The organism is Paenibacillus sp. BK720, assembly GCF_011761545.1.
Classification (GTDB): Bacteria; Bacillota; Bacilli; order Paenibacillales; family Paenibacillaceae; genus Pristimantibacillus.
The window spans coordinates 130,496-142,500 of sequence record NZ_JAASRQ010000008.1; the positions used below are offsets into that span (position 1 = coordinate 130,496).

The 12,005-nt window shown below is 47.3% G+C and carries 13 protein-coding genes and 1 tRNA gene (1 of these 14 cut by a window edge); 5 read left to right on the plus strand and 9 right to left on the minus strand.

Annotated elements, in window-relative coordinates; all coding sequences use genetic code 11:
• Positions 1–2: 2 nt before the first annotated feature.
• Positions 3–866 (minus strand): iron uptake system protein EfeO, encoded by an 864-nt coding sequence (gene efeO / locus FHT67_RS27160; RefSeq protein ID WP_167201956.1) that lies wholly within the window; start codon positions 864–866, stop codon positions 3–5.
• Between the two features lie 241 nt (positions 867–1,107).
• On the opposite strand from efeO, the gene FHT67_RS27165 reads away from it, so the two are divergent.
• Positions 1,108–1,980, plus strand: coding sequence for an SDR family oxidoreductase (locus tag FHT67_RS27165; protein ID WP_132312359.1), 873 nt, complete (start codon positions 1,108–1,110; stop codon positions 1,978–1,980).
• 25 nt (positions 1,981–2,005) lie between these two features.
• Here FHT67_RS27165 and FHT67_RS27170 read toward each other — a convergent pair whose 3' ends face one another.
• Positions 2,006–2,572, minus strand: a complete 567-nt coding sequence (locus tag FHT67_RS27170) for a hypothetical protein (RefSeq protein WP_132312362.1) — start codon at positions 2,570–2,572, stop codon at positions 2,006–2,008.
• 329 nt (positions 2,573–2,901) lie between these two features.
• Between FHT67_RS27170 and FHT67_RS27175 the strand changes: the two genes are divergently transcribed.
• The 3 genes from FHT67_RS27175 (at position 2,902) to FHT67_RS27185 (ending at position 4,881) form a co-directional block, all read left to right on the plus strand.
• Positions 2,902–3,612: a hypothetical protein gene (locus FHT67_RS27175; RefSeq protein WP_167201957.1), complete on the plus strand. Its 711-nt coding sequence runs from the start codon at positions 2,902–2,904 to the stop codon at positions 3,610–3,612.
• A 24-nt stretch (positions 3,613–3,636) separates the two neighbouring features.
• Entirely contained in the window at positions 3,637–4,569 is a 933-nt protein-coding gene (locus FHT67_RS27180) for a hypothetical protein (RefSeq protein WP_167201958.1), read from the plus strand.
• Between the two features lie 75 nt (positions 4,570–4,644).
• Positions 4,645–4,881 carry an NHLP leader peptide family RiPP precursor gene (locus tag FHT67_RS27185; RefSeq protein WP_132312370.1) on the plus strand — a complete coding sequence of 79 codons (237 nt, stop codon included), beginning with the start codon at positions 4,645–4,647 and terminating at the stop codon, positions 4,879–4,881.
• A 42-nt stretch (positions 4,882–4,923) separates the two neighbouring features.
• Here FHT67_RS27185 and FHT67_RS27190 read toward each other — a convergent pair whose 3' ends face one another.
• The 5 genes from FHT67_RS27190 to FHT67_RS27210 form a co-directional block, all read right to left on the minus strand.
• On the minus strand, positions 4,924–6,804 hold the full coding sequence (locus tag FHT67_RS27190; RefSeq protein ID WP_167201959.1) for a sensor histidine kinase: 1,881 nt from the start codon (positions 6,802–6,804) through the stop codon (positions 4,924–4,926).
• A gap of 136 nt (positions 6,805–6,940) precedes the next feature.
• Entirely contained in the window at positions 6,941–7,675 is a 735-nt protein-coding gene (locus FHT67_RS27195) for a metallophosphoesterase (RefSeq protein ID WP_132312375.1), read from the minus strand.
• A gap of 136 nt (positions 7,676–7,811) precedes the next feature.
• The gene (locus FHT67_RS27200; protein WP_132312378.1) at positions 7,812–8,426 is read right to left on the minus strand and encodes a ribonuclease H-like YkuK family protein; all 615 of its coding nucleotides are present in this window, start codon (positions 8,424–8,426) and stop codon (positions 7,812–7,814) included.
• A gap of 178 nt (positions 8,427–8,604) precedes the next feature.
• Entirely contained in the window at positions 8,605–8,880 is a 276-nt protein-coding gene (locus tag FHT67_RS27205) for a YqkE family protein (protein WP_167201960.1), read from the minus strand.
• 20 nt (positions 8,881–8,900) lie between these two features.
• Positions 8,901–10,139, minus strand: a complete 1,239-nt coding sequence (locus tag FHT67_RS27210) for an aminopeptidase (protein WP_132312384.1) — start codon at positions 10,137–10,139, stop codon at positions 8,901–8,903.
• A 186-nt stretch (positions 10,140–10,325) separates the two neighbouring features.
• On the opposite strand from FHT67_RS27210, the gene FHT67_RS27215 reads away from it, so the two are divergent.
• Complete coding sequence (locus FHT67_RS27215; protein ID WP_132312386.1) at positions 10,326–10,823, plus strand: SEC-C metal-binding domain-containing protein; 498 nt, start codon at positions 10,326–10,328, stop codon at positions 10,821–10,823.
• Between the two features lie 54 nt (positions 10,824–10,877).
• Here FHT67_RS27215 and FHT67_RS27220 read toward each other — a convergent pair whose 3' ends face one another.
• Complete coding sequence (locus FHT67_RS27220; RefSeq protein ID WP_167201961.1) at positions 10,878–11,867, minus strand: Gfo/Idh/MocA family protein; 990 nt, start codon at positions 11,865–11,867, stop codon at positions 10,878–10,880.
• A 103-nt stretch (positions 11,868–11,970) separates the two neighbouring features.
• Positions 11,971–12,005 (minus strand) — tRNA-Pro (locus FHT67_RS27225) (it continues 42 nt past the right edge of the window).

Genomic DNA, 12,005 nt, shown 5'->3' on the forward strand with positions numbered 1-12,005 from the left:
CTTTATGCTCCTAAGATCGTTCCCATTTGCGACAGCGGTTCAGCCAAGGCATCAAGCAGTTGGCTCAGCTTCTTGGTATCTTCCTCTTTCAGGTCGGTATAAGAAACGTATCCGTCTCCGCTCTTATAAGCTGCGAGTGCCTGCTCCAGGTTGTCAAAGCTTGTGCCGATTTGTCCTTCCAATTCCGCATCCTGTTTGTTCAGCTCGGCCTTCAGCAGCTCGTAGATTTTTTTCGCGCCTTCCACGTTTGCCGCAAAATCATACAGATCCGTATGCGAGTAACGCTCTTCCTCGCCCGTTACCTTCGAAGAGGAGACTTCGTTCAGCAGCTCTACCGCTCCCGTTACGAGCAGGCTTGGTTCTACGTCTACCGTTTCGATCAAGGCACGAAGCGTCTTCGTATCATCAAGCAGCAGGGAAGCGTAGTCCTCCGCTCCGGCAGTCGAGTTGTTCACCCACAGCGACTGCTCGATGCGGTGGAAGCCGCGCCAGTCCTTCTCGTCTACATCATTCTCACGGGCATCGATGTTAGGATCCAGATCGCCAAGCGCTTCCGCGATCGGCTCGATTCTCTCGTAATACATCCGGGTTGGCGCATACAGCGACTTTGCCGTATCTACATCGCCGTTTTTCACCGCTTGAACGAATTTATCCGTTTCGGCAACCAGCTTATCGGTTTGTTCGAGAGCATACTCTCGGTATTGGCCGGTAATCTCATCCCAGTTCTCAACCTTCGGAGCCGATTGCTCCGTATTAGCCGTATTCGCGGCAGTCTCTTTAGCATTATCCGCTTCGTTATTGTTCGAGCCGCATCCCGCAAATACGACCGCGCTTGCCAGCATTACAGCAGCTAACTTGGTTTTCATGAATCCTTAACCCCTCATCCAATTAATATATAACTCCGTTATGAACTACCAATGAGTATATTCACAATGATAATCATTGTCAATTAGCATTTTTAGCACATTGCATTTAATAGACACCTGTCTTCTATAGACAGGCTTTCGCCTATTCCTCCGCCTCCGCTCCTGCATAGTGTATAGCAGGCCTTCGAACATCCCACACTAATAGACATGAACGGATATCCAGAAAAGGAGGCTTTACCCTGTGACACAATCATCAAGCAATAAGACTGCGGTTTTTCCGCCCCAGCATCAGAATCAGCAGCCAGGTATAGAATCCGAAATGAACCCGCTTCCGGTCTATAAAAACGATCAGTACAAAGCGGCAAACAAGCTGGAGAATAAAGCGGCCCTAATTACCGGCGGAGACAGCGGTATCGGCCGTGCGGTAGCGGTAGCGTTCGCTCTGGAAGGCTGCGACGTAAGCATCGTGTATTATAATGAGCATGAGGATGCCAAGCTTGTTCAACAGGAGATCGAGCAAGCCGGAAGACGCTGCCTGTTAATTCCCGGAGATATCGGGGATGAAGCATTTTGCCGTAATGCCGTTGAGCAAACGGTGATGACCTTTGGAAAGCTGGATATTCTCGTTAATAATGCCGCCGAGCAGCATGTGCAGCAGCGGCTTGAAGATATTACGGCAAAGCAGCTTGAGAAGACGTTCCGGACTAACGTATTTGGCATGTTCTTTCTGACAAGAGCCGCCCTTCCTCATCTGAAGCAAGGCGCTTCCGTCATTAATACAGCCTCGATCACCGCCTACAAAGGCAATCCGACCTTAATTGATTATTCCGCAACCAAAGGCGCCATCGTCTCGTTTACAAGAGCGCTTGCAACTAACCTGGCCGGACGCGGCATAAGGGTCAACGGCGTTGCCCCGGGTCCAATCTGGACACCGCTTATCCCGTCCACCTTCGATGAGCAGTCCGTATCCACCTTTGGCTCCGACACGCCAATGAAACGGGCCGGACAGCCGTATGAGCTTGCCCCTGCTTACGTATATCTGGCTTCCCAGGATTCCGGCTATGTAACCGGCCAATTCATCCACATTAACGGCGGCGAAGTTGTAAACGGTTAAGAAAAGCAAAAACGCCTTGCGGCGATTACGCAAGGCGTTTTCCAACTTCCTCGTTTATGCATTTATTTAATAAGTCCTGAAGCCTGCCCTCGTACACAAGCTCCAGCTTTGGCGTATTTTCTAGATCCCCGGGAGTCACGAGAAAAGAAGATTTATTAACCAGATGGACACCGCTCTTCTCAAATACCGAAGCCACGAATTCCGAACAGAAGTAGGCGTAATCTCTTTTTATGAGCCTTGTGTTGAACAGCAGGCCGATAACTCCGATCAGGTTATATCGGTACAGTTCCCTATTCCGTTCCATCTCCGCGATAACCCCTCGCATCTTGGCGTAAGCGGCAGGGTGTATTCGGCAGCGGTACAAGGCACAACGGGCTTCGGCAAATAACTGCCCGCGCATGTTCTCCCTGACGAAGCCGGCGAAGAACGGATTCTGCGGGTTTTTCCGGCCAAAGCTGTACACCTCGTTTAATCCGCTGTCAAACGCGATCGACGCATGGTTAAGCGGATCCTTCGTAAACCACTTAATCGTTTTCGTAAATAATGTTCCCGTGTCTGTTAAGACAACATAAACCTCCAACTCTCTTGTCATGCCCGACAACCTCCACATTAAAGAAGTAACGCTTCTCATCTAACTTTAATGCAGGAGCCATGGCTTCATTAACCTGCTGAGGTACAGTCCTATCCACGACCTTGGTCCTGTTCTGGAAAATTTACCTAGACTTCTTCCTATCTTAATGGAATTATTAGTATTTCTCAATCAAAACTTAACAAAATAAAAGGAATGTGTAAATTAGTTTGACGCTAGTTCTTTTGAATGATGATGTGAGGCATTGGGACTAGACTCGTTTCTATTAATCTTCTTTCATATGGTATAATAAGCCACATTACAGCTGGGATACAAAGGAGATTTCGATACGAATGGAATTCAAAAAGGTGAATACGCCCCTCCGTCTCGTAGGTATTCAAAAGTACAAAAGCAAGGACGGCAGAGCCTGGATCAAGTATCCCGGCGGCTCCAGAAAGCCATTAAAGAAAAGCACGGTTATTTGGACAAGACTGCTGACCGTCATCGTAATCGTTGGTTTCGTCGGATTTGCCGGCTACAAGATCGGACTCCACTACCTATCCAATAAAATGATGAATGAGATGGCCGATCAAATCCTGACCACCGACGAAATCGATGCGTTCAAGAAGGATCCCGCCGTTCAGCAGATCATTGCCGATAACTCCAAATATTTTGATAAAAAGGCCGTTGAGGCTCTCCAAGGCTCCATCGCAGCGGATGCCGGCACCGGCGGCAAAGCCGAAGATACAAGTCCCGCAAAGCCGGATAAATCGGGCTCTGCCTCCGGCAGCACGGCTACCGGTGCTAAGGATGACGCAAAGCCGTCGGACAAGCCCTTAACAGGCGGCCAGCTTGTTGTGAAGAACAAGGATGAAGCGGCCGAGCTGCTGCTCGGCAAGTTCTCCATGAAGGAACTGACGGGACTTGCCGATAAAGCGAAGGATGGCCTGACGCCGGAGGAAAAGCAGTCTATTAAAGAAACTCTTCTCTCGCGGCTTACTCCCGAGGAATTCAACTCCGTCAAGATTGTTGCTCTGATGGAGGTTATAAAGCGCGATGAATAGAGTCCGCGATTGGGGAACAGGAAGATGAATTATTTCGATCCGTATCGTACAGAGCTGCAGCTGGTATTCTCGGAAGCCAAGCGGCGAATCGCTCATTTCCCCGAGCCGTTTAACGAGTCCGGACTAGCGTATCTTCGCAAGTTTGATGTCTTTGAGAGGGAGAGCTCAAAGAACTATATTTGTTATCTGCTGCCTTATTGGATTAACGAGACCTCTTCGATTCCCATCGATCAGTGCCGTATGCTCTCACTATCCAATGTATTCAGCATGCTGTATTACTTCCTGCAAGACGACGTAATGGACGAGACGCCAGCTGCCTGGAAGGAACAGCTTGCACTCGCCCATTTATGCCATTTCGAGATGGAGGCCATCCTTCGGGAGCTGTTTGCCGCCAGTTCTCCCTTCTGGGGCTATCGTCAGCGCTATATGAACGAATGGGCTTCAGCCGTTGTGCAGGAAGACAAACATGATTATTTCATGACAGACATTGTGCAAGTCGCGAAAAAAGCTTCGCCCCTCAAACTTGCCAGCACCGGTGTTCTGCTGCTCGCCAATCGTCCCGAGAAGATTGCCTCTGTGGAAGAACTGGTTGACTACAGCCTTGTACTTCTTCAAATGGCGGATGATTTGACCGATTGGGAGGATGACTTGACCGAGGGGAATTATAACTGCCTAATATCCTTGATTCGCGCCAAACGCCAGTCTATTCACCCGCTGCAGGCCAGTGAGGCAGAATCGTATATCTATGACCGCAGTCTCATGACGGAGTATTGCAACCGCGGAAAAGAAGTTTTCGGCATTCTAAACAACGCTGAAATAGGCATTGCGCCGCTGCTCTCTTTCAGCTATTTCATCTATGAGGGTATAGCAGGCTTCACGAATCGAGTGGAGAATACAAGGAGGACTTTATTATCAGGCGGATTTGATTACGTTTTGTCGAATTTTCAGTATAAATAGTATAATATAACCAAAAGTTATGCTATAATCCTATTACTGGAGTACTATTTTATTAGCATAATTGGAGGGGTTAGTTTGTCGAATCAGATTACTAGGGATCAAATTATTCAAAAGGCTTGGGAAGACGATGCATTCAAGCAACAATTATTGAATGACCCTAAAGCGGCTATCAAAGATGCGTTTGGCGTAGAGATTCCAGATGATATCGAAGTAACAGCCGTAGAAGAAACGCCAGATCACGCCTACCTGGTGATCCCGCCGAAACCCTCCGCATTAAAGTCCGCATCTTCGGAAGAATTTCCATCTTGGTAATCGCATAAAAAACCACTCCTTAACGGGAGTGGTTTTACTGTTTTACGCCGTAGGAAAGGTAATTGTAACTTCTGTACCAATCCCTTTTTGGCTCTTAAATGTAATATCGCCCTGCATCACCTCAATGATGCTGAAGGTAACCATAAGCCCGAGACCTGTACCTTTAGACTTATTGGAGTAATAAGGTTCCCCTAGCTTTGCGAGTTCCGATTCCGTCATGCCTTCTCCATTGTCCTTTATGCAAATAACAACCCTATTCCCTTCCATATATCCGCTTATATCAATTCGGCCCTCATTTTTCAAAGCCTCGATACTATTCTTAATCATATTAATAAAGGCTTGCTTAAATTTCGAAGAGTTACCATGAATTTGTAAATGATCAGGTATATTCAATCTGATTTGCCCGCCCTGCATGTTTGCCAGAGGTATCAGAATAGTCCCAATGTGTTTAAACTCATTAGCTATATTTAATACGGAAACATGCTCAAGCTGCGGCTTGGCAAAGGTTAGGAAGTCGGTAATAATTTCGGAAGCCCGGTCCAACTCATTGATCGCAAGAAGCATATAATTTTTTTCCTTGTTGCTGCCGCTTTTCTCTTCCAGGAGCTGTAAAAACCCCCGTGTAACCTGCAACGGATTTCGCACTTCATGGGCAACTGAAGCAGCAAGTTGACTGATCATATCCATCTTCTCTGAGCGTTGAAGTTCATTGTTAAAAATCTCAAGCTGACGAGAATAAGTGACAACCTTTTCGAAGCCGATCACAATCTGCCTGCCAAGCATAACGACTAAAGTGAACACGAAGCACACGGTTCCCCATTTCCAATATACAAACTCATAATTTTTCGACAAGGAATAATATTGAATAATATCTGCTACCGCGAACAATATAAAAAAGCTCAGGCCCGCGGACAGAATAATGGCATCTCTATTCTTCTTGAAGCAATGAACAACTAGAACACCAATTACAATGCTGCATCCGCCCAAGACTCCCAGCACAAACAGTATTGTCGCGACCGAATAATAAAGAGAGTAGAAAGCATTATTCGTCATTATATTTAAAATTAAACCAATCGTAGATAATATCATTGAACCTAAAGCATATATCTTGAAGATACGAATGATTCCAAACTTCCCTTTACCAAAGAATGTCTCCAAGAAGAAAAATAGAGCAGGCAGAAAGAGGTTAGAGGATAGATCAAAGCCTGTAGCGTAAAGCCATCCGCACTTTTCATTCACCATGTACAAAAACGGAGAGTAGAAAATTAACATGCAACCTATTGAAAAAATAATTAAACTAAGTGACTTCCAACCGGATACATGGATTCTTTTCAGAAAGATCATGCAGATAAACATGAGAGCGGCTATGAAAATAAACGCTGTTCCAAGAATAATATTATCAACATCACTCATAAGCATCGTTCTGTAGAGCTTAGAATATTCTCCGATAACAAGGCCGGCAATTCCAATGTTGCCCGTATGATTCACCAAATGTATGTAAAGGGTTTCATTAGTAGAAGTGCGTTCAATCGGTATTACAAAGCGATTCACATCGTAAGAATGGTTTCTGTTCGTCTCGTATACAATTTCTCCATTTAAATAGGCGAATACATTTTGCGCGTAAGCTTTGGAAACCAGAAGCCCTGCATGTGACTGAGTGATAAGAGGCAATTCAATCCTAACCCACAACGAGCTTGTCCCTTTCGGCAGCACCGGCTCCTTCTCGTTTTCTTTCACGGTCATCCAGCCGTCGGCCGGCGGACTCTTACTATCCTCATCATTCCCCGGATGGAGCTGCCACTCTGTAATCCTTATTTTCGACGCCGATTCATCTGTATTCGCAAAGGTGCTTGTGGGGCTTATTGAAGTGATGACTACTATGGAAAATAGAATGAAAATCGAATACTTCAGAATGGCCTTCATCTTTACACCTCAAATACTGGAAAATAGTTCTTATTACTCATTAGTTCGACATTTTTCGATCATATCCTTCACCTTTCTCTTATATAATAAAAATCTTAAAAATAAAAAAGAGCGGAATATCCGCTCCCCGTTTAATCTATGATATCGCCGCTCTTCTTGCCGGTACCGAAACCGAATGCACCTCTTCGCCGATAATCTCCAGCGCGTTTAGCTGCAGGCCGCTTGCGCAGCCGCCGTCGATCCCGATCTTGCCTTTGCCGTACCAGACATCCGCTCTGCCATGCAGATCAACGGTTTTGGTATGGCCAAACACGACGATTTTGTTAACGACCGTATCCGCGTTGTGAAACGAATCCTTGATATACAAGAAATCTCTCTTCGGCTGCTCCTTCCAGTTCGGGTATTTGGGATTCAGCCCCGCATGCACATAAATAAAATGCTTATCCTCGTAATAGTACGGCAGCTGCTCCAGGAAGTCGGCGTGATAAGGATACCGCTCGAGAACCGTCTCTCTGAGCCTATTCAGCAGATCCTCTTCGCTTCCCGTCATATCGCTTCCCTTCAGATAGCTGTACACCGTCTGACGGCCGCCATGACGGAAGAATTTCTCCCTTGCCTCTTTGGTTCTGTTACGGACAATATCAACGAATCGCTCGTCGTGATTGCCTTGAACCGCAATGGCTCCATGCTCTTGAACCAGGCTTACGGATTGCTCAACAACCATTTTGCTGTCCGGTCCCTTGCTGACGAAATCGCCAAGCAAAATCAGCTGATCTTTAACCGGCTCATAATTTACCCGCTCGAGCAGCCGGTTGAAAGCATCATAACAACCGTGAATATCGCTAATGACTAACGTCCTTTCCTTTCCCATGACATCCCATCCTTCCCCTATACGTATTTCATTCTACAGCTATCGAAAAAAAACCTTCCGAAACGCAAAAAAGCCACAGGTCGTAAGGCCTGCGGCGAATTATGCATATGAACTTGTCCCGCGTCGGTTCGTCTGCTTACACAAGACCCTGACGCTTTTTGAAACGGACAGGCTTCTTCGTATGACGGTTGGCATAAGCCGATGCCGCGTAAGAGTCTGGCTTCACCCTTGCCAGATAGGTTCCCATTCCTTTTACCCGGTCGATCATCTCTTCTACGTAAAGCGACGTCTTATTAATCGTTGGCTCTGTACCCGCGTCGATGTCGATAAACAAATCAAGCGAAGCTCCCTGATAAACAAAGGGCAGCAGCATATCCTCCATCCGCTGGATGGCGCCATCCACGAAATAATAGGCAACCTCCTGGGACAAAGCCGTCTCCATCGTCAGCTTCTCCTTCAAGGAGGTTAGCTCGCGCGGGACAACAACCTGCCTATAGCAGGCCCATGCGCCTTTCCCCATCCGCCGGATAATGATGCCTGTTACGAACTTCGTATATCCGTTAAACCCCTGACTGTCTGTCCCAATGACAAAATGATATGCCGCCCTTGGATCGCTTGCCATAAAATTCAATATGCGGTCATACACCTCATGAATCGTAAGCCTGCTCTCCGTCACGTTCTGGAACCGCAGCTCTTCCGGTAGCCTGCCCCATTGATTTTTTCTCATCATCGTCACCTGTACAATGTACATTTCAGCCCTTTCTCTCAGCAATCGCCTAAATCCCGTTCTTCTATACCATGCCTATGCGAAAGGAGTTGTATATTATTATTAATAGTTATATGATGACAAGCACGATTCTGCCTCACCAAAAAAAAGAAAAGGCCTCTAAACCGCGTTGTCTCGCGGCCTAGAGGCCCTTCTCCTGCTCTTATTTGTATTTCCGCCAATCCAGCTTGCTGTTCTCCAGCAGATAGCTCATATCGCTCTCCAAGCGCTTCTGTTCCTTCTTCCGGGCCTCCTCGGCCTCCGTCCGCGCTTTCAACTTCCGCTGCTCCTCAGCCGCCTTCATCTCGTCAGATTGGGCTTTAAGCTTCTGCAGGACATCCGCGCTAAGCATATCCTTTAACGTTGTCCCCTGCTCCTGCTGAGGGCTTGCGTTCGCCCTGTGATTCGCAGCAGGCGCCGTTTTTTTCTTCTTCGCCATTTCAACCTCACCTACCGTTCTTAAAATGCCCAATTCCCTTTGCGGAAGATTGGCACAATGGTTCCATCGGCTTTGATGCCGTCAATATCCATCTCCGCGGAGCCAATCATGAAATCAACATGCGTGATGCTGGCATTAACGCCGTTCTCAGCCAGCTCTTCCGGAGACATTTGTTTCCCGCCGTCGATATTAAACGCATAACCGCTTCCAATTGCCAGATGGTTCGATGCATTCTCGTCAAACAAAGTATTATAGAACAAAATATTCGATTGCGAAATCGGCGATTCATGCGGCACAAGCGCAACTTCGCCTAAGTAATGCGAGCCTTCGTCCGTATCAACAAGCTTTTGAAGAGTCTCCTGGCCTTGCTCTGCTTCTACCTTCACGATCCGGCCGTCTTCAAACGTAATCTTAAAGTTATCAATAATATTGCCGCCGTAGCTGAGTGGCTTCGTGCTGGACACATAACCGTTAACCCCGGTTTTTTGCGGTACCGTAAATACTTCCTCTGTCGGCATGTTAGCCATGAAAGAAACGTGGTTCTGGTTTTCGCTTCCTGCGGCAACCCAAATGTGCTTATCCGCAAGCTCGATAGTCAGATCCGTACCAGGAGCCGTATAATGCAGCTTCACAAAATGATTCTCATTGAGCGCTTGCGCTTTGGAATGAAGCGTAGCGTCATGCTCTTCCCATGCTTTCACCGGGTCTTCCGAGTGGAGACGAACCGCCTTGAAAATCGCTTCCCAAAGCTGTTTGACGGCTTCTTCTTCGTTAACGTTCGGAAATACTTTGGAAGCCCATGCTTTACCGGCCGCGGCTACTACGGTCCAGCTCACTTTATCGGATTGAACCGCTCTGCGGAATGCTTGCAGGCCTTGGCCTGCAGCCTTTTGGAAGTTGGCAATTCGCTGCGAGTCAATGCCGGACAATAGATCCGGGCTGGAGGAAACGATGGAGATAAATACGGCGTTACGCTCAACGAAGGAATTCCGTTTGGCGGTCTCCCATTCCGGGAAACGGGTAAATACCTCATCTGCAGCCTTCTCGTATTTGAGGCGGGACAAGCTGTCATCCGTCCAATCGACGTGGACATTGCTTGCCCCAGCCAAATAGGCCTGCTCGGCAACAAGTCGCACAAGGTCTGCTTGATCGACAGCTCCTGTAATAAATACCTCCTGGTTCTCCTGTACATTAACGCCTACCCGAACGATTAGTTCAGCGTACTTGGTCAAATTGCTTACGAATGCAACGTTTGTCATCGCTCATTCACACCTTTCGGAATATGTATAATGACTATTGTTTGCTTCTTGTCCGGGGCCTATGAAAAGAATGTCCCTCAGACGAAGGAATGGAAAATGAAGGATTTTCGTTTTTCCAACCCTCTTTTTATGTTATTATATAGGAATGTACTCTTGCATAAAAGATTTTCGCACGAAGGAGCTCATATGTCTAAACTAGGTAGAAATGAACAATGTCACTGCGGCAGCGGCTTGAAATACAAAAAGTGCTGCATGTCGAAGGACGAACAATCGGCTCGAGCAAGCAAAGCCTCCCCCGCAATTCGTCATTTTACAGAAGCTGAACTGGTTCACTTGGTTGACCACGAATCCACGTGGGCTAATCCGCAATATGCAGAACTGGCGCATGAACTTATTGCTTCCATGAAACAGGATTACAAGCCTAACCATATCGCAATGGCGATTATGATCTGGCATGATTTCACGAATATGACGAAACCATCGTATCGCAAATCCGGCGCATTCTGTGCCGCGTTGGAATATATGGTCTGTGAGGTTACCGAGTCCGGTAAGAGCAAAAACGATCTTGCCGAGAAATATGAAGTATCCGCTGCTACGATTACCAAGCGTTATCAGGAGCTTTCCGGCTTCCTTATGCAGCAGCTGGAGCAAAACGAGCAAACCCCTGAAGCGGTTGCTCAATAATCGAACAGGCTGTTCCGGAATTTATCCATCCGGAACAGCCTGCTTTTTTATAGCTTACTTCCTGTCCGCAGGGTACACAAGCCCGATCTGGCGGCGCGCCTCATCCATAATCTCCATAACGGCCAGAGAATTGGCGTAGGAGTTAACCGGCGATTCAAGCTCTCCGCGCTCAATGATCTCGGCAAAAGCCTGAATTTCGTATACCATGGAATTATCGGCTTGCGGTCTGCCGATGTTTTCTTCAGGACGACCGTCACGGTATTGAATCCGAACGCTGGCCGGCTGGCTAATCCTTTCGATAATCATATTGCCTTCTTCGCCTTGAATTTCAGCAGGCATATTCGAATTGGAGATCTTCGAGTGCAGCAATATAGCTTCCATATCCCCGTAATTCAAGATCAGACTGCCTTTGCCGTCCACGCCGGACTCCAGCATAACCGCACTTGCTTTAACGCTGTCCGGCTTGCCAAACAGCACGACAAGCGGATAGATGCAGTATGTGCCGATATCCATAAGCGATCCGTTCGACAACTCCGGCAGAAAAGCATTCAAAACTTCGCCCGCTTTGTATTTGTCATATCGGGAAGAGTATTGGCAGAACGAAGCAAAGAAAGTACGGACTTTGCCAATCTTGTGCAGGTTCTCTCGAACCGCGTCAAAGTTGGGCATCATCGTCGATTTCATGGCTTCCATCAGCAGTACCTTATTCGCCCGCGCCGCTTCAAACATCGCTTGTACTTCAGCGGCATTCGATGCCAGCGGCTTCTCGCATAGCACATGCTTCCCATGCTTCATGAACGTTATCGCGTACTCCGCATGCAGCGAATTCGGACTTGCTATGTAAATCGCGTCAATCAAATCGCTTTTCGCCATCGTTTCGAGATCCGTGAAGGTATGAGGAATGCCCTGTGCTTCCGCATAAGCCTTTGCACGCTCCTCCGTACGCGAGTATAGCGCAGTCACTTCAACCTTGTGTACCTGACGTGCCGCATTCATAAACGTTTCCGTAATAAAGTTAGAACCAATAATACCAATACGCAGCATAAGAATTCACCTCTTCACTCTTAGGTTGTCCCAAATTGTCCATAAACTAAAAAAAGCCCGCCCTACGTATCAAGTACGTCTGCTGACTTCCAATGAATTGAAATGGTCGGGATGACACGATTTGAACATGCGACCCCC

What these genes read in the sequence shown, in the direction of transcription:
- efeO (WP_167201956.1), bottom strand. Translation starts at nt 866, where the DNA reads ATGAAAACCAAGTTAGCTGCTGTAATGCTGGCAAGCGCGGTCGTATTT.
- FHT67_RS27170 (WP_132312362.1), bottom strand. Translation starts at nt 2,572, where the DNA reads ATGACAAGAGAGTTGGAGGTTTATGTTGTCTTAACAGACACGGGAACA.
- FHT67_RS27175 (WP_167201957.1), top strand. Translation starts at nt 2,902, where the DNA reads ATGGAATTCAAAAAGGTGAATACGCCCCTCCGTCTCGTAGGTATTCAA.
- FHT67_RS27180 (WP_167201958.1), top strand. Translation starts at nt 3,637, where the DNA reads ATGAATTATTTCGATCCGTATCGTACAGAGCTGCAGCTGGTATTCTCG.
- FHT67_RS27190 (WP_167201959.1), bottom strand. Translation starts at nt 6,804, where the DNA reads ATGAAGGCCATTCTGAAGTATTCGATTTTCATTCTATTTTCCATAGTA.
- FHT67_RS27195 (WP_132312375.1), bottom strand. Translation starts at nt 7,675, where the DNA reads ATGGGAAAGGAAAGGACGTTAGTCATTAGCGATATTCACGGTTGTTAT.
- FHT67_RS27200 (WP_132312378.1), bottom strand. Translation starts at nt 8,426, where the DNA reads ATGTACATTGTACAGGTGACGATGATGAGAAAAAATCAATGGGGCAGG.
- FHT67_RS27205 (WP_167201960.1), bottom strand. Translation starts at nt 8,880, where the DNA reads ATGGCGAAGAAGAAAAAAACGGCGCCTGCTGCGAATCACAGGGCGAAC.
- FHT67_RS27210 (WP_132312384.1), bottom strand. Translation starts at nt 10,139, where the DNA reads ATGACAAACGTTGCATTCGTAAGCAATTTGACCAAGTACGCTGAACTA.
- FHT67_RS27215 (WP_132312386.1), top strand. Translation starts at nt 10,326, where the DNA reads ATGTCTAAACTAGGTAGAAATGAACAATGTCACTGCGGCAGCGGCTTG.
- FHT67_RS27220 (WP_167201961.1), bottom strand. Translation starts at nt 11,867, where the DNA reads ATGCTGCGTATTGGTATTATTGGTTCTAACTTTATTACGGAAACGTTT.